Source organism: Polyangium jinanense (assembly GCF_028435365.1).
The window spans coordinates 23,396-44,015 of the sequence record NZ_JAGTJJ010000071.1; the positions used below are offsets into that span (position 1 = coordinate 23,396).

The 20,620-nt window shown below is 65.3% G+C and carries 14 protein-coding genes; all 14 read right to left on the minus strand.

The features are described from left to right. Positions 1 to 46 precede the first annotated feature (46 nt). The gene (locus KEG57_RS48365) at positions 47 to 625 is read right to left on the minus strand and encodes a Tll0287-like domain-containing protein (protein ID WP_272428038.1); all 579 of its coding nucleotides are present in this window, start codon (positions 623 to 625) and stop codon (positions 47 to 49) included. Then, complete coding sequence (locus tag KEG57_RS48370) at positions 622 to 894, minus strand: DUF6755 family protein (RefSeq protein WP_272428039.1); 273 nt, start codon at positions 892 to 894, stop codon at positions 622 to 624. Before KEG57_RS48370 ends, KEG57_RS48365 begins: the two co-directional genes overlap by 4 nt. Continuing rightward, positions 894 to 1,409 (minus strand): QcrA and Rieske domain-containing protein, encoded by a 516-nt coding sequence (locus KEG57_RS48375; protein WP_272428040.1) that lies wholly within the window; start codon positions 1,407 to 1,409, stop codon positions 894 to 896. Before KEG57_RS48375 ends, KEG57_RS48370 begins: the two co-directional genes overlap by 1 nt. Further along, on the minus strand, positions 1,409 to 2,032 hold the full coding sequence (locus KEG57_RS48380) for a 4Fe-4S dicluster domain-containing protein (RefSeq protein ID WP_272428041.1): 624 nt from the start codon (positions 2,030 to 2,032) through the stop codon (positions 1,409 to 1,411). Before KEG57_RS48380 ends, KEG57_RS48375 begins: the two co-directional genes overlap by 1 nt. Next, a complete protein-coding gene (locus KEG57_RS48385) occupies positions 2,029 to 4,272 on the minus strand; it encodes a molybdopterin oxidoreductase family protein (protein WP_272428042.1) in 2,244 nt (747 codons plus the stop codon). Before KEG57_RS48385 ends, KEG57_RS48380 begins: the two co-directional genes overlap by 4 nt. Next, positions 4,272 to 5,348, minus strand: coding sequence for a hypothetical protein (locus KEG57_RS48390; protein ID WP_272428043.1), 1,077 nt, complete (start codon positions 5,346 to 5,348; stop codon positions 4,272 to 4,274). The genes KEG57_RS48385 and KEG57_RS48390 overlap by 1 nt, the downstream gene beginning before the upstream one ends. A gap of 327 nt (positions 5,349 to 5,675) precedes the next feature. Continuing rightward, positions 5,676 to 6,158: a hypothetical protein gene (locus KEG57_RS48395; protein WP_272428044.1), complete on the minus strand. Its 483-nt coding sequence runs from the start codon at positions 6,156 to 6,158 to the stop codon at positions 5,676 to 5,678. Positions 6,159 to 6,390: 232 nt separating this feature from the next. Continuing rightward, on the minus strand, positions 6,391 to 7,062 hold the full coding sequence (locus KEG57_RS48400; protein WP_308215669.1) for a DUF4347 domain-containing protein: 672 nt from the start codon (positions 7,060 to 7,062) through the stop codon (positions 6,391 to 6,393). A gap of 60 nt (positions 7,063 to 7,122) precedes the next feature. Beyond that, on the minus strand, positions 7,123 to 8,469 hold the full coding sequence (locus KEG57_RS48405; RefSeq protein ID WP_272428045.1) for a sigma 54-interacting transcriptional regulator: 1,347 nt from the start codon (positions 8,467 to 8,469) through the stop codon (positions 7,123 to 7,125). Beyond that, on the minus strand, positions 8,466 to 9,254 hold the full coding sequence (locus tag KEG57_RS55980; RefSeq protein WP_272428046.1) for a helix-turn-helix transcriptional regulator: 789 nt from the start codon (positions 9,252 to 9,254) through the stop codon (positions 8,466 to 8,468). The genes KEG57_RS48405 and KEG57_RS55980 overlap by 4 nt, the downstream gene beginning before the upstream one ends. A gap of 345 nt (positions 9,255 to 9,599) precedes the next feature. Next, positions 9,600 to 12,128, minus strand: a complete 2,529-nt coding sequence (locus tag KEG57_RS48415; RefSeq protein ID WP_272428047.1) for a hypothetical protein — start codon at positions 12,126 to 12,128, stop codon at positions 9,600 to 9,602. A gap of 419 nt (positions 12,129 to 12,547) precedes the next feature. Then, positions 12,548 to 15,247: a DUF4215 domain-containing protein gene (locus KEG57_RS48420; protein WP_272428048.1), complete on the minus strand. Its 2,700-nt coding sequence runs from the start codon at positions 15,245 to 15,247 to the stop codon at positions 12,548 to 12,550. Between the two features lie 24 nt (positions 15,248 to 15,271). After that, complete coding sequence (locus KEG57_RS48425) at positions 15,272 to 17,356, minus strand: Hint domain-containing protein (protein ID WP_272428049.1); 2,085 nt, start codon at positions 17,354 to 17,356, stop codon at positions 15,272 to 15,274. A 33-nt stretch (positions 17,357 to 17,389) separates the two neighbouring features. Further along, positions 17,390 to 20,104 (minus strand): DUF4215 domain-containing protein, encoded by a 2,715-nt coding sequence (locus KEG57_RS48430; RefSeq protein ID WP_443689971.1) that lies wholly within the window; start codon positions 20,102 to 20,104, stop codon positions 17,390 to 17,392. Positions 20,105 to 20,620 lie beyond the last annotated feature (516 nt).

Sequence of the window (20,620 nt, forward strand, 5' to 3'; positions counted from 1 at the left end):
TCTTCGCTTCCGCTCGTCAGCGATTCGATCTACGCCTGCTCTGCGCTCACTCGTCGATCCGGACCCGGATCACGATGCCGCCGATGACGTCGCCGACCCGGAAATCCTTCCGCAGACTGTCCGGGTGATCGTTGTGGCACTTGACGCAAGCCTCGACGACGCCCTTGTCGGGGTAATACGCGGAAAAATACTTCTTACCGCCGAGCGTCTCCTCGGTGTAATGGCTCTTCCCCGTCTCGGCGACCCGCCGGAGGCCGACCTTTTCGCTCTCCGTGCGCGGACCGTTCTGCTTGTTGATCGGCCACTGCGAGAGGAGCGCATAGCTGAAGAGCGCGTCCTTGGACTGGCTGATCGTCTCGGCGCTCATGCGGAGCATCTGCGCGGGCAAGGGCAGCACCTTCTCCTCGCGGAAATGTTCCTTGGCCTCCATGATCCGCTCTTGATACTGAAGCCGGTCGACGACCTCCCTCGTGTAGGCCTCGCGATTGGCGGAGATCGCCGCGAAGAGCGCGTCGGTCATCTCCTGCGGCGTGAGCTTGCCGTCGCCACGCCCGCCGCCGCACCCCGAAGAGGCGAGCACGGACAGACCCAGCAAAAGACAGGTGACCTTTTTGATCCGCTTCACGACGCGCCTACCCTCCGATCTCTCCGCGGAGACGAGGCGCGCCGTCGCTCCTCCTGCCGCCTGCGATCGAAGGAGAGCGCGTGCCGGCAGAGCAGCGCATTGACGAGGGCGAGGACGCAGGAAGCGACGAACGCGGCCTGGGGCGTCACGACGTCGTTGCTGTAGAGGGCCTCGAGCGAGGCCGCGACGAGCCATAGCTGGATGGCGGAGAGGATGCCGATCATCGCGTTGACGCCCGAGAAAAGCGTCGAACCCTGGCCGGAGAGCACTAGCTGTCCCTCCCGACGGCGAAGACATCGTCGCCGCGCTGCTCGATCCATACCCGAGGCAGGCGCCGCAAAGGCGGGCCTCCGACGGGACGGCCGTCGTTCACGTCGAAGCGCCCTCGGTGGCACGGGCAAAGGAACTCGTCCTCTCGCGGCTGGTGCACGACGGCGCAGGAGAGGTGCGTGCAGACCTGCGAATACGCGCGCAAGGACCCACTCTGCGTGCGCACGAGGATACAAGGGTCCTCGTCCGTCGGATATCGGAAGAGCATGGAGCCGCCCGTCGGGAGATCGGAGGCCTTGCCGATCCGCGCCTCCTCGCCTATCTGCGCCGGTTTTCGCACCCAGCGGGCGACGGCGGCGATGGCCCCGTTGACGAGGACGAGCAGCGCCGAGCCGATGGTCAGCGATTTCGCGAATTCGCGCCGCGCGACATATCGATCGTCCAGCGTGCCGATGGGAAAATCCTCACGCCAGCGCTCTTGCCCGCCCTCGCTCGTGTCGTCGTTTTCCGCCATCAGCCGTCCTCCGAAAGCAGCGCCGCCACGTCGTCCGGCTCGGCCACCTTCGGCCGGCCGCCGAGCTCGATGAGATCCACGTGCACGCGGTCTCGCCCGCGCGGCACGACGACAGAAACCTTGGTCCGGACCTCCTCGCCCTCGCCGAAGACCCAATGGTTCAATGCGGAGCCACGCCGCGTCCGCTCGAATTCGTCGATCGTCATGTACGACAGCGCCTGCGAAGGACAAACCGTCGCGCACATCGGCTTCTTGCCGATGCTGGTGCGGTCGTAGCAGAGATCGCATTTCATCATCTGATCGATCTCGGCGAAATACTTCGGCACGCCGAAGGGACAGGCGAGCACGCAATTCGAGCAGCCGATGCAACGAGGCGCGAGCGCGCTTTGCACGACGCCGTCCGGGGTCTTCTTGATGGCGTCGGCGGGGCAGACGCGCGCGCAGATCGGGTCCTCGCAGTGCATGCACACCTGCGGCGCCGTCTGCACGCTGTCGCGGCGGCGGATGGTCTCGAGGTGGATCATCGCCTGCCCCTTGTGGGTATCGCACTCCTCGCAGGCCTGCACGCAAGCCTGGCAGCCGATGCAACGTGCGTAATCGATGAAGAGCACTCGCTCGCTCAACGCGCCCCCTCTCGGGATGTGGGGCGCAGGCCGCCGTCGGGCGACCCGGAGCCCCGAGCGTCGATCTGGTCCGAAGCGCGGCGCACGCGGACGGCGCAGATCTTGTATTCCGGGATCTTCGAGACGGGATCGAGCGCGGGGATCGTGCACCTGTTCGCCGCGCGTTCGTCCGGCCAGTGATAAGGAACGAACACCGTATCGGGTCGGATGGTGTTCACGATCATGGCGCGCACGACCAGCGAGCCGCGCCGGCTCTCGACCTCGACTGGCTCGCCGTCCGAGACGCCGAGCTTCTGCGCGAGCCGCGGGTGCATCTCGCAATACGGGTCGGGGGTCTGCCGGACGAGGCCGCCGATCCGCCGCGTCTGGTTGCCGGAGAGGTAATGGGCGACGACGCGGCCCGTCGTGAGCACGATCGGGTACTCCTCGTCCGGCTCCTCGGCCGCGGGCCTCCACTCGACGGGCTGGAAATGCGCCTTCTTGTCTGCATGCCCGAAGATGCCGCCCTCGTAGAGCCTCGGTGTGCCAGGGTGGTCCTCCGACGGGCACGGCCAGAACACGCCGTGGTTCTTCTCGATTTTTTCGTACGTGATGCCCGCGTAATCGGCGATGCCGCCCTTCGAAGCGACGCGGAGCTCCTCGAAGATCTCCTGCGGCGAACCATATCGGAACTTCTCGCCGTGCCCGAGGCGCTCGGCCAGGCCGCAGAGGATCCGCCAGTCCTGCCGCGCCTCGCCCGGCGGATCGACGACCTTCTTGTGCAGGATGACGCGCCCCTCGACGTTCGTCGTCGTGCCTGTGTCCTCCTCCATGAGCGAGCCCGGCAGGAGGACGTCGGCGTGGCGCGTGGTCTCGGACATGAAGAAATCGACCGCGCCGAAAAACTCGAGTTTTTCCAGCGCTTCGCGGATGAATCCCTGGTTCGGCAGCGAGACCATGGGGTTGAAGCAGAGCGAGAAGAGGCCCTTGATCTTGCCGGCGTGGATGGCCTCGAAGATCTCCATCGCGGAGATGCCCTTGCCCGGCAAGGTCTTTTCGTCGATGCCCCAGACGGATGCGATGTGCTTGCGGTGCTCGGGGTTCTCGATGTCGCGCGCGCCAGGGAGCTGATCGCATTTCTGCCCTTGCTCCCGTCCGCCCTGGCCATTGCCTTGGCCGGTGATCATCGCGTACCCCGAGCCCTCCTTGCCGATCCTACCCGTGGCGACGCAGAGGTGGATCGCCGCCATGCAATTGTCGACGCCCTTGGAGTGGTGCTCGATGCCGCGCGCATGGAGCAAAAAACTCGACTTTGCCGGTCCCCAGAGTTCCGCCGCGCGGACGATGAGCTTGGGAGGGATCCCCGCGATCTTCCCGGCATACTCGGGCGTGTACTTCGCGACGATCCGTTCGAGCTCGGAAAACCCGGTCGTGTGCTCGGCGATGAAGGCTCGGTCGATCCACCCGCGCTCGATCATCACGTGGAGCATCCCGTTGAAGACGCCGATGTCGCCACCCGACCGGACGGGGATGTAGAGATCGGCCGTGCGCGCGATGGGCGTCATGCGCGGGTCGAGCACGATGATCTTCGCGCCGTTCTCCCGCGCCCGCCAGAGGTAATCCGTCGTGATGGGCGCGCACTCGGCGACGTTCGCCCCGGCGATGAGGATGACCTCGGCCTTGGGGATGTCGCTCCATGGGTTCGCCGCGCGATCGATGCCGAGGACCTTTTTCGACGCCGCCGCCGCAGAGACCATGCAGAGCCGGCCGTTGTAATCGACATTCGCCGTGCGCAGCACCGTACGCGCGAACTTGCCGACGAGATACGCCTTCTCGTTCGTCAGCGACGCGCCCCCGAGCACGGCGACCGAATCCGCGCCATGCGCCTCTTGCACGCGCCGGAGCGACTGCGCGACGCGGTCGAGCGCCTCGCTCCACCCGATCGGCGCGAAACCCCTGCCCTCGGCGCGCACGAGCGGTGTCTGCAGCCGATCCGGGTGCTCGTCCTGCATGTATCGCTTGACGCCCTTGGGGCAGAGTTTTCCTTGATTGAACGGAAACTCCTCCCAGGGCTCGAAGCCGACGATCTTCTCGTCCTTGACCTTGAGCTTGATCCCGCATTGCTGCCCGCAGAAGCAGCAGTGCGTCTCGACGACACGATCCGGCTCGCCCACCGCGGAGAAACCGCCGGGCGGCAGGCCGTGCGGGTGCGGGCCGAACTCGTCGATGAGCCGCTCCCTCGCGATCGGCAGCTTCGCCATCAAGCCTCCTCGCGGGCGTTCGGGCGCCGCGCGTCTCGCCAGAGCCCGTCCTGGAGCAAGGCGAGGTTTTTCCTGCGACACGGCGGACAGACGTCCTGGTAATGCCTGCCCGCGCGGAGCGCGTACCGAATCCCCACCTCCGCCTGTACGCGCTTCAGATCCGCGATCTGCATCGCGGATGCGAACGGACTCCCACAACGCACGCACGTGGCCTGCTCCCCCGCCGCCGCGACCTCGCGATACACGTGAATGCCGAGCTGCGTCGGCCGCTGCACGAGATGAAACAGCTTGCCGAAAGGCACGTACAAGAGCAGAAGCACGACGGTCACGGCGTGCACTTGCGAGAGGGAATCGTACTTGTAGCCGTTCATGAACTGCGTCGACACCGTGAGGAGCAGCCCCGTCGCGGAGACCGCGAAGAGCAGGACGAGCGGCACGAGATCCGCCGCGCCGTCCTGCAGGGCGAGCACACCACGATCGCGCCCGCGCCGATAGAGCGCGAGCATGACTCCGACGATCACGAGCCCTGCCGAGCCGACGAGCGCGTTGAACAGGAGCGACGCGAGCGGGCTGTCGAGGCTCGTCCGGAACACACGCACGCCGAAGACGAACGCCTCGTACACATCCTGTGAGTCCCGTGCCGTCTCGAAACGAATCCAGCCAAAAGAGAGCGGGAACGTGATCGCGAACGAGAGGAGGCACCCCCACATGAGGCAAAGGTGCGAGGCCCAGCGTACCGGGGAACGGCGGTAGACGAAGCGCTGCGAGCCGACGGTCCGGAAAGCGCCGCGAAGGAGAGTGGCCCAGCGAGAGAGGATCTTCCCCGGTGTGAAGAGGAGCGAGAGGGTCTGTCGGAAGTAGCGGTACGTCGGCGGACGCCCGAGCCACGTGGCGTATCGGTAACCGAGCGCGAAGGCGGCAAACACGGCCGCTCCCGCGTAAGGCACGAGCGCGGTGTCGAAGTCCTTGAACCTGCGACTTCCGACGTAGATGCCCAGCACGACGAGCGTCGCGGCAGAGAACCCAACGAACGCCGCTCGGCGCCCCTCGCGCGATGCAGGCAGGTCTGCGCTCACAGCGGCATCCTAGTCGAAGGGTGTGGCTCAAGGGAAGAGGGAAGAGGATGCGAGAGCTGCGACACAGGCCTCGTCGGGGGGCGTCAGAATGCGGACGCGCGTTGGCTGTTCGTCCGGGCCCGAGAAATCCTCGACGAGACGGAGTGCGGGGACTCGCTGGAACGTGAACCTGAGGCGCGTTCGAGGAGGCGCGCATGGCCGCGTGGACCAACAGGGTTCGTCGGCGCATCGAGCTCGGCGACGTCCCGCGTCGCATGGGGAGGCTCGAGGCCACTCGACGCGCTCCTGTCCCGCGACGTTCGCTCCTCGCGCCTTGTTGGCGACGGGTCACCCCGCGGACGACTCCAGGATCTCGTACTCGAACCATCCCTCCGCTGTGAGTTCGCGGAATTCCGGGATCCAGAGCCATAGGCGCTGAGGCCCAAACTCACAGGGAAGTGCGTCAAGCTGCTCTCCGAGGCACGCTCGCCTCGGATTTGGGTTTCTTTGGCGTGGTGGCCCTTCGCACACGACGTGAAGCAGGAACTCGATGGTGCGTCGGCGATCATGGCCCTTCGTTACGCGCAGGGTCACGAGCTCTGGCGAAAAACCGTGCTCATGTCCCCAGAAACAGGCGTCAAGGGGCAACGCCGAGCCCATGATGCTGAGGCGGCCATCAGCCTTGTCGACGATGACGCCGCATGAACCAACAAATCCTACCGGGAAGAACCAGTAGGTTTGCCGGTCGATGGTCGCGTCGTTGAGCCAGATAGCGCCCCGCTCCGCAGCATAGACTCGAGCGATTCGTTGAGCTTCCTCGAGCGTGATCACGGGAAGGAGGATACAGTTAAGTATTGATCCAACGAATGCACGGGCGACCACCGGGGACGGGCAAACCTCTGACGGGTTGCTCGACGCTGGAGCTCAATGACACGGAACCTCCCACCTTGGGCTGTCATCTGGAAGGATTGCGTAGCACTTCCAAGGACCAAAGGGGATTCCGACACAGTTCGTGCGGAACCCATCGCGGCTTTCCGGGGTGTGACGAAACCCGAGGCACGGATCACCACTCGTCCGGCCAATCAACTCGCAGGCACGTCACGGTATTCGGCTCGGTTGCCGACGACGTGAGCGCCCCGATCGCGCGCTCCCCTTCCATCCGTACCCCTTCCCGAGGGCTCCACGTCGCCGATTCCCCCGGCCGGAGCGAATGCGTCCCACTTTGCCAGAAACCGATGACGTACGTATGTCCGGCCACCCGACACCCGAGCCTCGCTGCGAGCTGCCCGGCGAACGCACGCCCGCTCTGACCGCCGAATGCGCTGCAGCAACGCAGCCAAAACCGTGCCTCTGGCCCGGTGAGATGTTCCCGCAATCGGTCGATCGCCGCCGCCATGGCGTGGTCGCTCCCAAGGGACGCATGATCGAGTCGACTCCGACCGAGGGCCATGTACCCCCACGCCCCGTGCCCCCAGAACTGGATCGACCCGATCGAGCGATTGCGTGACTCCGCCATGGAAGCCGCCCACGCGAGGGCCTCCTCCCAGCTTCGTGCGCCAAGCGTGGCGTCCGCTGCACGCAGCAAGCGATGCATCCACGTTCCCATCCACCAGATCGGCGACAGGCCCATCGAGCGCGGCGCGGCTCCTTCGGCAATGGCGCCCCGAACATGGGCGCGTGGCGTGTCGGTCGCATCGAAAACAACGAGTTTCAGGGGAGATTGATGCTTGATCATGCTGAAAAGGTGGTCACCTCCGCCCAGCAAATACCATCTCGATCAAGACCGCATCGCTCATCATGATTCCAGGTCGCCGCGAAGCCCGTACCGCTTCATCGCCATCTGAACGAATTTTCGTCCGACGCCGGCGAGCTCCGCTGCGCGAGATACGTTGCCGTCCGTCTTCTGGAGCATCAGCCGCAGGTAGTGCTTTTCGTATGCCTGGGCCATGCGGTCGCGGCCGTGAAGCAGCGGTTCGTCCAGGCGAATGCCGAGAGACTGTACGTCCGGCTCCCTCCCATCGTTGCTCTTCGAGCCTTCTCCGGCCCCGAACGCGAGGGCGCGCGCGACCGCGTTGCGAAGCTCTCGCACGTTCCCGTTCCACGTCAAACCCGAAAACTTGTCGATGACCTCCTGCGAGAGCGGATGCTTGGACCGCATGCGTGTCGACAGCTCCTTCTCGAAATGGCGAACGAGCATGGGGATGTCCTCGGAGCGCTCCGAGAGCGGCGGAAGACGCACCGGAACCACGGCGAGCCGATAATACAGGTCCTCGCGGAACGCACCGAGGTCGACGGCGCGGGACAGCGGCCGGTTCGTGGCGGCGACGACGCGCACGTCGAACCGCTTCGGCCGATTCGCTCCCACGCGACGCACCTCCATGCTCTCGAGCACCCGCAAGAGCTTCGGTTGAAGGCTATACGGGAGCTCCCCGATCTCGTCCAGGAAGACCGTTCCTCCGTCGGCCTCTTCGAAGATTCCAGGCCTATCCATCGTTGCACCGGTGAACGAGCCCTTGACGTGCCCGAAGAGCTCGCTTTCCGCGAGCTCCTGGGAGATGGTCGAGCAGTCGAGCACGATGAAGGGCCCCTTGGACCGCGGGCTGGCCTCATGAATCGCCCGCGCGGCCACCTCCTTCCCCGTCCCGGTTTCTCCCTCGATCAGCACCGTGGCGTCGGTGGCCGCCGCGCGCTCCAGCAGGGCAAATACGGCCCGCATCGCGATGCTCCTTCCGAGCATGTCTCCGAAGCGGTCACCAGGGAACAGGGGCAGCTCGACGATCGTGTTCACCATCAAAAGCCGAAATACCGTCTTGCCAATCGTGATACACGAATCCGGGCGTGCATAACCATCCCGCACCTGAACGCCGTCGACAGTGGTCCCGTTGAGGCTACCGGCGTCCAGGATCCTGATCTTGTTGCGCTCGATCCGCAAGGTCAGGTGGTGCCGGCTCACGGTAGGGTCGTCGACCCTGAAATCACAGTCGGCGCCGCTGCCTATCCGGACCGCGGGACCCGGGAGCTCGCGGGTCGTCCTCTCCTGGGGCCCCTGGATCACCTCGATGCGGATTTTATTCGATCGTAACGTCAATCCGTTCGGAGATGGCACAAGCGTGTTCGTCGAGTCGTCGTCGTCTCGATTCATCGATCCTCCTTGCCAGGTTGCCCACCGTTCAGGAGCTGCGTGAGATCCGGGCGGGAATGCACGCGGAGCAAGCGGTAGATGTCCTGGATGTGTGTGCGTGCCGTATGTGGGCTGATGCCCAGATGGTCGGCGATCTGCTTGTAAGAACGGTTGGAGCGCGCCAGCAGGAGCGCAATTTCCCGCTTGCGCGAGGGGAGCACTTCCAGAATGGACGAGCTTTCAGCGCGGCGAGGGCGCAGGTTGCTCGGCAAGATCCACTCCCGCATCGACAGGAGGTGTACATCCTCGTGAAGCACGTGCCTTTCTTTGGGGAGCACGTGCACGTGCACTTCGAGCGCGGCAAACCGATCAGGATGGCCGAGCTGCCAAGATTCGCCCCCAGCCGTGAACCGCTGCGCGGAGCTCACGAAATCCAGCAGGGCACTGCGGCTTTGGGTAGCCCCGCCGGCGTGGTATCGGGCGATCAGGTCGAGCGCCCTCTGGTTCACCTCCAGGACCGCGCCGCTCTTTCGGGCGAGGCAGATGTACCCGAGCCCCTGCTCTTCCACGATCTGAGACAGGATCGAACGCGACGCCACCAGGGGCAAACTGGCTCGATGGACGGCGTCGCGCACATCGGCGGCCAAAGCTTCCATGAACGCGGGCGCGGCCCTCGGGAATTGCGTGCCTTTCTCCGTGAGCAGCGCCAGCATGACGTGCTCCGTGCCGCGGCCGGGAACCATCCGCTCATACACCTTGTAGCCGGCCCCCTCCCCCAGCCCGAAGCCCTCGAGGGCCTGGAGCACTTCCAGGCCGTCACGCAGAGGCCCTGCGATTGTATCTGCGTCGCGCCAGAAGTTACCGGGCCTCGCCTCGAGGACGAGGCGGAGCGCGGGTTCGAGGTGCTCGGAGCGTGTGCTCATCCACCCCTCGAGGAGCTCCGGGGGCAAACGCATCGCATGACTGATGAGAAGTTGCGGCGCGTCCCTGCGCACCACCGAGAGCAGGCCCGCCACGGTAGGGACGCACTGCGCGAGGGCGTCGAGGATCCCCGCGGGATCGTCCCCTGCGGCGACCCTCGATAACATCTGTGAAGCACGACGTAAGGCCTTTTGTTGACGATCGTCCATGGTGCTCCTTGGCACGCCAATCTACCCGGTTCCCGTGCGGGGAAGCAAGGTATTCATGGTCGACGCGGACGAACCCCGCGCAGAGATCGTGCTGTCTGGCGGATCGAGTCGGGTCGGCGCCCGGCTCATCTCGCCGATGAGCGCGAGCATCCTCTCCGATGAGAGGGTCGTGTAGTGCGCGCACCGGTACACGCCTCGGCCCACGTGCACGGCTCTCGTCATCTTCTCCGCCATGGAGGGCCACGCAGGCGCGAGCCTCGCCATCGCGTGCCCCAGTTGCTCCTCGAGCCACGCGAGGTACTTCTCTCCGAGCGCACGCGCATGCTCCCGGGCCTCCGCGCATGTCGAGGCCGAAACGCCCTTGGGAATCAGAATCGACAGGCAACTCTCCTTGCTGGCGTCTCGATCGCCCCCGTTCGCGCTCAGGCTGGCGAGGTCGTTCGCCAATCTGAAGGTATGGTCGGCGAGTTGTCCGACCTCGATCAAGGATCGCAGGCGCGGTTCGTGGACGTGCTCTGCAGGTGTCGCGAGCCCGCAGAAGAGAAACAAGATCTCCACGGCGATGGTCGGCGCCGTATCCACGACGTGCAGCAGCAATCGAAGCTCGCGCCGTAACTCGGTGAAGCGTGCTGGATTGCTCGCGTCCTCGCGCAGGAGAAACCGAATTCGTTCGCCGACGGGGCCAGGCGCCCTGGATGCATACCTCGCCTCGAGCTGCTCGATCGCTTCCTTCCGCGGAGGTCCGCCGAGCCCGAGCCGCCGTACGAGTGGATTGTCGACGACGTCCGGCGCGCGTTCGAGCGCGTTGGCCCGATAATGGCGTACGAGCGCGTCACGGCAGGCCTGCGCGAGCGCGCTGCTGGCACCCGCATGGCGCGAGAAGAGGCTCTCCCATTGCTTGCCGACGGCGTCGACGATCCGCATGCCCCGCCCGACGGGCGGAGCGGCAGGTCTCTCTCCGCGGGCGATCGCCTCCAGGTAATCCGCCGAAGATTGCAGCCGCGCGCGCCATGCGTGCGGCGTCTCGCCGGGCAGGACCCGATCGAAGATACCATTGTCGCCCGCCGAGATCGCGAGCATGCAACGAATGGCGAGCTCGGCCGAACGCTCCCAGCCCTCCCCCGTCGGGTCCGCCTCGTCCGGCACGCGGAGCATCATGTAGGCGCCCGTATACGCATAATTGCGATCCCCCTGGCGCATGGATCGATCCGGGAGCAGGAGCCCCTCCGACAGCGCCTCGCCGAGCACCCGCGCCGACATGGCCAAGACGAGCTGGTCGCGCTCGGCGTCCGCGTCGGCGTCCCTGGGCAAACGCGCTCGTACAATCTGTTCGATCGAACGCTCAGGAGTTGCTGCCGTCACCTCGATGAGGTCCAGGAGCTCGGCGGGCCAAGGCGACTCGACCGAGATCGTGGGCCCTCGACTCCTGTCCGCACCCTGCAAAAGAACGTGCGCGACGGGGAAACGAACCGCGCGGCGGAGCGCATGAAGAATGCCCTCGGCATTGGGCGGGCACGGATGGACCGGCGCCGCCGCCGTGACAGGCGCGGCCAGGAGGACGTTCTGTGCAGCCTGGCCAGGAGCGAGGACCGCGTCGTAGTCCTCGGCCGTGCAATCGGAAAAGCGGGCCGCCGGGACCATTCGAATCCCGTACCAGGCATCGTCGACGAGCGCGCGCTCGTGATCACGCATTCCGCGCGAATCCAGGCGGCTGACCTCCACGGCGGGATCTTTCGTCGGATCGGCGTGGAGGGCTTGCAGCCTCGCGTCGATCTCCTCGGCCGAGGCGCAGACAGGAATGGTGAGCCGCAGCGGCGCAGGGATGCGAGAGCGCGGCAGCGCCTGAACGAGCTCGAACACGAAATCGAGTTCGTATCCGGGCGCGAAATGCGCCGACGCGTCCCGCAGGCCTCGGTCGATGAGATCTCCGAGCTCCTCGGGGCGGGCGTCGGGCCACAACGTCGTCGTCGCGACGCACGGCACGCACGGAGGGAGGCAGAAGCCGGGACGCACGACGTCCGGCTCCTCGGCGCCGGTCCGAAGGACGAGATCGACGTCCCGCTCCCAGGCGAGCTCGTCCGGATAATCGATCCAGAATTCGAGATCCATCCGCGGATCCGGGAGAGACCTGGTCGCCTCGCAGGCCGCTTCGATGCTGGCGACGAGCCTGGCCCGGGAGCCGCCCGACGTGCGCATTCGTGCGAGGTTCCCGCGCACGGTGCAACGAATCCCGCATTGAATGAGCGCTCGGCGTTCCTGAATCTCTGAGCGCAACCACTCGAATTGCGCGGCGACGACGTCGAAGAACGCTTCCGGCCTCTTGTCGACGTTTTGACGTGAAGCGATGCAGACCAGCAACGTTCCCACGTCACCGCGCAGCGCGACGTGTTCGGCGCAGGCGACGACCTTGGCCGCTCCGGCGGTGTAATCACGACCGGATTCGCCTTTGCGATGGTTTCCGTCCGGAAGCAGGATGATGCGACGCGACTCTTTCCTCGCGGGCCGCCAGGGCGGCTGACATTTGACCTCGAACCAACGCGGAGACTGCATGGTAGAGCTCCTTCTCGCAGGGTCCCGAGCCGCCGATCCAATGAAGATCGAGCGGCAGGGATGCCCCGCAGGAGTGCACGCGCCATGCCTGCTGTCCGGGCCCGTTTCCCTGGTTTTTCCGGGGGTGGGTGCATCCGGCAAAACGCAGTTGGAGGCCTTTCGGTGGTCGGGCTGTATCCAGGTGGAGGCAGTCCCTCCCGTGCGATGACCGCGAGGAATCCGAGGACGCGCCCAACCTCCTTCAGGTTGGGCAAGGCGAGGTTCGTCCTGGTGCGCCTCCGGCGGCCTGAATGGCGCCGGGCGTGACGCTGGTCCCTCCGTCGGAGGTCAGGGGCAAGAACAGGTTGGCTGGATCGAGATCGCGGCGAACGATGCCGGCCCCGTGCGCCTCGGCGAGCAGAACCTCGAGGCAGGTCCCTTCAGGGGGCGAACTTCCGCAGCCAGACGTTGCTGCCCTGGCCCGTCACCGCATCGTATCCCGTGACCAGAACGTTGTCGGCCCCGTCGGCAGCGATCCCCATTCCGTAATCGTTCGCGTTGGCGGCGCCGTTGTACCCGTTTGTCCATAGGACCATGCCCGTCGGCGAGAGCTTGCGCGTCCAGACGTTGATCCCCTCGCCCACAACGTACTCGTAGCCCGTGACGAGCACGTTCCTCCCGGAATCGGTGGCCACGTCATTGCCTCGATCCCAATAGTTGGCTGCGCCGTTCCACGTATTCGACCAGAGCGAAGCACCCTGGGAGGTGTACTTCTGGATCCAGACGTTCTCGTCCTGGCCATTCACGTAGACGTAGCCCGTCGCGATGACGTCACCATTCGCATCCACGGTCACGGCATTGGGACGATAGCCGGTCGCATTGAATGTCATAGCCGACGTGAGCGTCCCGTTCGCGGCGTACTTGATCACCCAGATCTTATCCGCGCCGCCGGAGAGCGACGTCTCGAACCCCGAAGCGATCACGTTGCCGGCTGCGTCGAACCTGACGGACATCTTTCCGATCGCGAAGCCCGAGGAGGCGGCGTAGGTCCTCATCCAGCTCAAGGTCCCCGTCGCGGTATACCTGGCGATCCAGAAGGACGCGGGGCTACCCGACGCCGATCCGACGACCGCGATGAACCCCGACGCATCCACCGCGACGTCGTATCCGATGTCGTCCCCGGGAAGCGCATGGGTCGCCTTCCAGAGGACTCCGCCGCTCGTCGCGCTGTGCTTGCGGATGACGATATCGAGGCCGGTGGACGAGCTCGCCTCCGCGCCGACGACGACGGGATCCCCCGAAGGGGCGACGGCGACACCATACCCATAGTCGTTCCCACTGGCGGCCCCGTTGGCGTTCGCGGACCAGAGCAGACCGCCCTTCGGGTTGAACTTCCCGAGCCAGATGTTGAGCCCTTGCCCGACGACCGATTCGACGCCGGTCACCAGGATGTTGCCTGCGGCGTCGCTCGCGATTGCGAACCCTTGATCTTGCCCGCTGGACGCACCGTTGTAGTTGCCGGTCGCGAGCGCAGAGCCAGGAGAAACACAGCTATTGTTGCAGCCGTCGGCATTGTTCGTGTTCCCGTCGTCGCAGGTCTCGCCGGGCTGGACGAACCCATCACCGCAAGCGGGCGGCTTGCAGAGCATCGTGCACGTGTCGTTGTTGTTCGCGTTCCCGTCGTCGCACTGCTCGGTGAGTTGCTGGATACCGTCTCCGCAAGTAGGCGGCTTGCAGAGCACCGTGCAGGTATCCTCGTTGCTCGCGTTCCCGTCGTCGCACTGCTCGGTGAGCTGCTTGATACCGTCTCCGCAAGCAGGCGGCTTGCAGAGCGAGGTGCACGTGTCGTCGTTGTTCGTGTTCCCATCGTCGCACTGCTCCGTCGCTTGCTTGATGCCGTCTCCGCAAGCAGGCGGCTTGCAGAGCGTGGTGCACGCGTCGTTGTTGTTCGTGTTTCCGTCGTCGCACATCTCGCCGAGTTGCAGGAAGCCATCACCACAGAAGGGGGGCTGGCAGAGCGTGGTGCAATTGTCGGTGTTGTCCAGGTCCCCGTCGTCACACGCTTCTCCCACCTGCACGATGCCATCCCCGCACGCAGGGTGCTTGCAAATGTTCGAGCATGCATCAGCGTCGTTACCGTTTCCGTCGTCGCAGGCCTCGCCCGGCTGGACGAACCCGTCCCCGCATTTCGCGCTCTTGCAGGCATTCGTACAGGCGTCCGTGTTGCTGGTGTTCCCGTCGTCGCATTGCTCGGCAGCCTGCTTGATGGCATCGCCGCAAAAAGGCGGCTTGCAGAGCGTCGTGCACGTGTCGTCGTTGTTCGTATTGCCGTCGTCGCACTGCTCGGCGACCTGCTTGATGCCGTCACCGCAAGAGGGCGGTTTGCAGAGTGTGGTGCACGTGTCGTTGTTGTTCGAGTTGGCGTCGTCGCACGTCTCGCCGGGCTGTGTATACCCGTCTCCGCATACTGCGAACTTGCAGGAAATGGTACAAGCGTCGAGGTTGCTCAAGTTGCCGTCGTCGCACTGCTCGCCCGCCTGGAGGATGCTGTCACCGCACATGGCCAGCGTGCATTTGTTCGTGCAACCGTCGTTGTCGACGGAGTTTCCGTCATCGCATTGCTCGGTGCCCTGCTTGACGCCATTCCCGCACAACGTGACGGCAACGGCGGCCGCATCGCAAAGCGAGAACCCCACGCCGGCATTGGCTTTCGCCACGATGGGGGCCGTGGACGTCGCAGTGAGGGAGAACGGATCCAGCACCTTGTATCCTGCGGGATGGCTGAGCGAAAGCTTGACGTTCGCGTAGGGCTTGACCTCGACCACGGCGAAGCCGTCGGCGCCCGTAAAGACCGAACCGCCGATGTGCGTGTACTCGTCGCTCGTCACGAGGACACGCATGCCCGCGACGGGTCTCTCGGGCGCCAGGGGCTCCGTCAAGCTCCTCTCCGTGACCTTGACACGAATGCAGTCCCTCTCTACGGAGCCGCCGGGGCTCCAGGATGCTTCGAGCCCTGGGAAATCGAGGTCGTCCGGGGGTTCGGCCGGGCCGCAGCCGGCGAGCACCAGGGCTGCCAGCGCCGGCGGCGCCATCAAGACGCGCGCCCGCCGGAAATGGGAAGATGGTTCGAGTCGTCGCATGCTCTCCTCCTCTCTGTCTGGTGGCTACAGCCGACCCGCCTCCCGAGGTTGGACGACGGCCCCTCGGGCCAGATCGTTCCGGTAATCACGCTCCCACTCCGACGCGACATGGTCGGGGCCCGGCTTCGGCGCGCTCTCGATCTCGAATTGCATTTCGTTGTCGCCGACCAGATACCCCTCGGCGAACATGGTCCGGTTTTCCTTGCCGGCGCGCGCGAGCTCCTCGGGGGTTCCGAGGGAGAGGTTGTACACCGCCCGGTCGTACGTGACGCGCTGTACCGACATGAGCACGGCGGGACCCTTTTCGGTCATGACCTCGTCGCCCTCGGTCAGATCCCCGGCCTTCACGACGCCCCGGCGCGTGGTGACGACGGGGTGCATCTCCGTGACCAGGAGATCGTGACCGTGGCTATCGTACAGGTTCACAAGGGGCTTGCTCTCCCCGCCGTTGACGACGCCCGTGACCGTGAGGACGAGGCCACGATCGTTCGCGATCACCTTGTCGCCCACGCTGAAGCGCTCGACGGGCAACAACGTATTGTCCGCGCGACGGATCTCGGTGCCTTCGGCGAAGCACGTCTTGAGGAAATCGACCGGCGTCACCCTCGTCGTGGAGTAGCGGTTCCCACAGGGCTGAGGCCCCGTGGTTTTGGCATAGACCATCACGTAGAGATGCGATCGTTTGCTGTTGTTCGATACGTAGCATTTGCCGCCGAAGTTCCCGAGCATGTTGAACGAGCTCTTGGCTGACATATCAGGCGGCGAGAATGCATTCGAGAGACCGGTACCAATCGTATCGTTCGTGTAGCCACCATTGCAGAAGCCTCCGTCCTCGTAAAGAACGAGCTGTGCCTGCGTGAAGGCCGGGATGTACGATTCGATCGTGCAGCCGCCGGGGTGGTAGAGCTGGTACGTGCCCTTGATGGGCACGTACCGCGTGTTCAGCTCGTACTTCGGCGCGGCCTGCCAGTACGCCAATCCATTCATGATCAGCTTTCCCGTGGACAACGAGGAGAGGCTCGTCGCAGCGATACCGGTATACGGATACTTGAACGGCAAGAGCTGACCATTCATCTCCTGCACGGTCGCGTAGTCGCAATCAAGCTGACCGTAGATCTGCGATGCATACCCACGCTCCAGGCAGATGCGCACGCGTCCGTCATTGTCGGGGTAATGATAGTAGGTCCGGAGGTTGTACGGGTTGCGTCCGTAGTTGTTGGTTCCCGTGTAGAAGTCGCTGTATAAGGGATCCTCCTTGCTGTTGATCACGTTCGTCGGATGCTCGATGGTGATCGTCGGCACGGTTTTGTAAGTCTTGTCCGTCGTGGATTGCGAGAGTGCACCCCCTGGCCCCACCGTCTTCACCGTGGCGTACGTGAAGTGCTGCACGCCGTTCTTCTCCGCGATCGCCAGAGAATCGAGCACGAGCATCTTGCTCGGATCGTCCCAGGAGCCAAAATCGATCTCGGGGAACGTGAGGGTCACGTTTCGCCCGCCGTTGTATTGTTCGATCGGAGGCGGCGTCGCGAGGACCGTATGGGTCGTCCCCTCGAGATCGGGCGTCCGGTAGGCGATGCCGTCGACGTAACTATAGGACGAGCCGTCGAAGCAGCTCATGACCACGCCGGGGTTGAACTTGGTGTTCTTGTAGATGTGGACGTTGACCTTCTCCTCGAGCAGCAGGAAATGGCCGCACCAGCTCGTCTCGAGGGCCGAGGTCGCGCTGCCCACGGGATCCGTGTCCACGGGCTCCCCCGGCACCTCGCCCACGCTTGGCGGCGTGACCTCGCTCGGGCGCTCGCCGCGCCGTCCATGCTCGAGGAGCTCGAAGAGCTTCGGCGCGTTCTCCGGCGTATTGCCGGAGGCGAGCAAGCGATTTTTGACGAACCTGTACTGGCGCTCGTCCTTCAGGTCGATGTTCATGTACGGCCGGCGCGCCGTCTCGAGCTGCGCCTCGAAGACGGTCGCCATGTACCGGCTGTCCTCCGCCAGCGCGGCAGAATCGGGGATCTCGATGGCCTCCGGCGATGCGCAGCTCGACAACCCGAGGACGGAGACGAGGATTGCCGCGGGACCAAACACGTACGTGGGATGGCGATGTCGGTTCATGAACCTTCCTCCATGCAATTCGTGGGATGAGCTTCAGCGAATGGTCACGACGAGCCGGTAGTCGAACTCCGCGGCCGTGGCGGGCGACGCGTATGGCGAGGCCCGCACCGCGAGATGGTACGTGCCGCCCGCGAGCGACGCGGCGCCGGAATCGAGCGGCATGGTCCCCGAGCCGTCGAGCAGAGAGCAATACCCGCGCCCGTCGTCGTCATCGTCCGCGATCTCGTTCCACGCGGCATCGAACAACGTGAGGCGGCTATCGACCTCGTCCGACTCGCAGGTCTCCAGGCCTCCCTCGATGACCTCGGCGCGGATCGATTTCCCCGGCGGCACCGTCACGGCATATACATCGATATCGTCGGCGGCCTGGTGCCCGCCGAGCACGAACACATCGGAGCCGGAGAGCACGCTCGCGTTCATGGCGGTGTCGTTCGGCTCGCTTTCGCTGCCGCCGGACGACTGGACGTTCACCTCGAGCCTGTACTCGGTCACCGTCGAATCCGTGCCCGTCTCCTCGATCTGGACATAGAAGGTCCCTGCCGACAGGCTCGATACGAGCGCGCCGCACGATTGGATGCCGCTCGAATCGTCTACGGCGACCTCGACGCCTGCCGCATCGAGGAGGCGGATGGTCGTCGTATCGCTGTGGCAGTCGACGCCGCTCCCGTCGTACGCCTCGAAGCGCACGACCGAGGACGCTGCGAGGACCATCTTGAAGACGTCCCGGTCCGCCACATTGCCGATCGAACCTGCGAGGACCTTGTCCCCGGTGATCAAGACGGGCGTCGGATCGAGCGCGCGTGCATCCGCCTGCGCAAGGGTATTGTTCGGTTCGACGTCGGGCCCCTCGAGCTGGCAGGTGGGGCTGCAACCGTCGCCGGCGATCGTGTTGCCGTCGTCGCAGGTTTCGCCGTCGTCGATAGAGACGTTTCCGCATACGGCCTTGTTGCGGCACGTGGAATCGCAGAGCGCGCCGCCGTCGCATTGCTCGAACCCCTCGACGACGCCATTGCCACAGAGGGCGACGATCTCGACGGCGAGCTTGTACGGGTCGATGACGCTCGCATTTCCGCTCTCGACGCGGACGAAGTAGGTGCCAGGTTGCAGCCGGCGCAAGGCCGGCGCAGAGAACGGCTCCAGCCACGAGCACGCGCCGAGGCCGCCGTCGTCATCCGTGGCGAGAATCGTGGTGCCGTCGGGAGCCACCAGCGTGGTCTTCGTATCGGTGTCCGCGCAGTTCCCGGGCCCGAGCGCATCGAACGTTTGCACGGAGAGGTCCACGAGACCCGGCAACGTAATGGCAAAATAGTCCACGTCGGCTGAAGGTGAGACAGCGCCCCGGAGCACCACGTTCGGCGCGTACGGGCCGCTCGCGAGAGCCGCGGTGTCGTTGGGTTCGTTCTCGGCGGGCAACTCTTGCTTGCACTGGGCGCTGCAGCCGTCACCACCGACGGTATTGCCGTCATCACACTCCTCTCCGGGCCCCTGCGCGCCGTCGCCGCATGCAGAGAGCTGCACGTCGATGGATAACGTGTAATCGAACGTCGCAGCGGGTTGTCCGGCCGATGCGGTGACCGAGACGACGTAGTCGCCTGCAGGGAGCACGGGCGTCGTCACGCGAGAGCAATACCCCGCACCGGCGTCGTCGTCGCTGGCCACGACGAACCCCAGGGGATCGAGGATCTCGACGTAGCTGTCGAGTGATGAAGAGTCACACGTCGTCGCGACCCCGTCGATCGTCTCCGCCGTGATCGCTCCGCTCTTCCCCGACGGAATCGTGACCGCGAAGACATCCCTGTCGCCTGCAGGAGCGATCAAGCCCTTGAGCTTCCCCGCGAGCGCAAGCTGGCCGAAGGGGTTTGCCATTCCACTTTCGCCGTTCGGTTCCGCCTCGCACCCTGCTTCGAGCTCACACGCGGCGCTGCAGCAATCCCCGGCCGTCGCGTTTCCGTCGTCGCACGTCTCCGCGCCGGACGCGCGGATCCCATCGCCACAGGTGGATACGCAGACGCTCGGCTGGAGCGAACAGGTATACCCCGGCTCGACCACGCAGACCGCGCTGCAGCCGTCGGCGGAGACATTGCCGCCGTCATCACACCCCTCGGGAGGCACGAGGACACCGTCGCCACACCCCGGGACACACGCGCTCGGCGAGCCAGCGCAAGTGTATCCGACCTCTACCTGGCACGTGGAGTCGCAGCCGTCCCCATTGCCATTGTTTCCGTCGTCGCAGCCTTCGCCGACGACGGCGTCCCAGGCCCCGTCGCCGCACGTGTAGATCGAGAGTGTGGCCGAGAGCGTGTAGTCGAAGGGCGCGGCCATCGATTGCTCGCTGGCCCTCACCTCGACGTAGTACGACCCGGGCGACAGCGGACCCACGGAAAGCTTGGAGCAAAACGCCTCGCCCCCATCGTCGTCCGTCGCGAGCAGCGCCCCCTGCGCGTCGAGGAAGGAGACCTGGCTGTCGAGTGCCAGTGAGGAGCACGTCGTTGCATATCCGTCGAGCGTCTCCACGGTGACGACGCCCTTCGCGCCCGCGGGGACCACGAGCTCGAACCAATCCTCGTCTCCGTTGCTGGAGACGAGACCCTTGACGGCTGTGCCACCCATGGCGAGCGTGGCATATGCATTGGCGCCCGCGGCTTCATCGTTGGGCTCGACCTCGCAGGTGGCCTCGATCTGACACGTCGCCGAGCAGCAATCGCCAGGAACCGTCGCGCCGTCGTCGCAGGTCTCCTCGCCGGACACGATTCCATCTCCGCATGGCCCCTCGCTGCCGCCGCTGCCGCCACTGCCGCCACTGCCGCCGCTGCCGCCGGCGCCTCCTGCTCCCCCGGCATCCCCGCCCTGTCCCCCGGCGCCAGCGCTACCTCCACCGTCTCCGCCTGCCGCCTGGCCGCCGATTCCGCCGGGAGCTGGGCCCCCGTCCTCACAGCCCGTTAATGCAGCGCCGAGCGTAACGACAAATGCCAAGACCAGTCCGCTCGCCCAATTGGACCGCATCGATGCCTCCCGTCCGGACTACATTGTGACGAGCCTGCCCATTCGAGGGCCGAGCTCACAGACAAATGGCGTGCAATGGCAAGGATGGTCGCAGTTGCTCGGCGAGATGGGTATCCGCAATTCATCGGATGCACGAACGAGCCTACGCGGGTGAGGAGTCGTGGGGCCCTTCACCCATCGTCGACCGTGTCGCGTGTCATCGGGACGGCTTTCGCCTGCATGCACGTCATCGTCCGGTTGTCCATACGCAGAAATGCGTAT

What these genes read in the sequence shown, in the direction of transcription:
- KEG57_RS48375 (WP_272428040.1), bottom strand. Translation starts at nt 1,409, where the DNA reads ATGGCGGAAAACGACGACACGAGCGAGGGCGGGCAAGAGCGCTGGCGT.
- KEG57_RS48385 (WP_272428042.1), bottom strand. Translation starts at nt 4,272, where the DNA reads ATGGCGAAGCTGCCGATCGCGAGGGAGCGGCTCATCGACGAGTTCGGC.
- KEG57_RS48400 (WP_308215669.1), bottom strand. Translation starts at nt 7,062, where the DNA reads ATGATCAAGCATCAATCTCCCCTGAAACTCGTTGTTTTCGATGCGACC.
- KEG57_RS48405 (WP_272428045.1), bottom strand. Translation starts at nt 8,469, where the DNA reads ATGAATCGAGACGACGACGACTCGACGAACACGCTTGTGCCATCTCCG.
- KEG57_RS48415 (WP_272428047.1), bottom strand. Translation starts at nt 12,128, where the DNA reads ATGCAGTCTCCGCGTTGGTTCGAGGTCAAATGTCAGCCGCCCTGGCGG.
- KEG57_RS48420 (WP_272428048.1), bottom strand. Translation starts at nt 15,247, where the DNA reads ATGCGACGACTCGAACCATCTTCCCATTTCCGGCGGGCGCGCGTCTTG.
- KEG57_RS48425 (WP_272428049.1), bottom strand. Translation starts at nt 17,356, where the DNA reads ATGAACCGACATCGCCATCCCACGTACGTGTTTGGTCCCGCGGCAATC.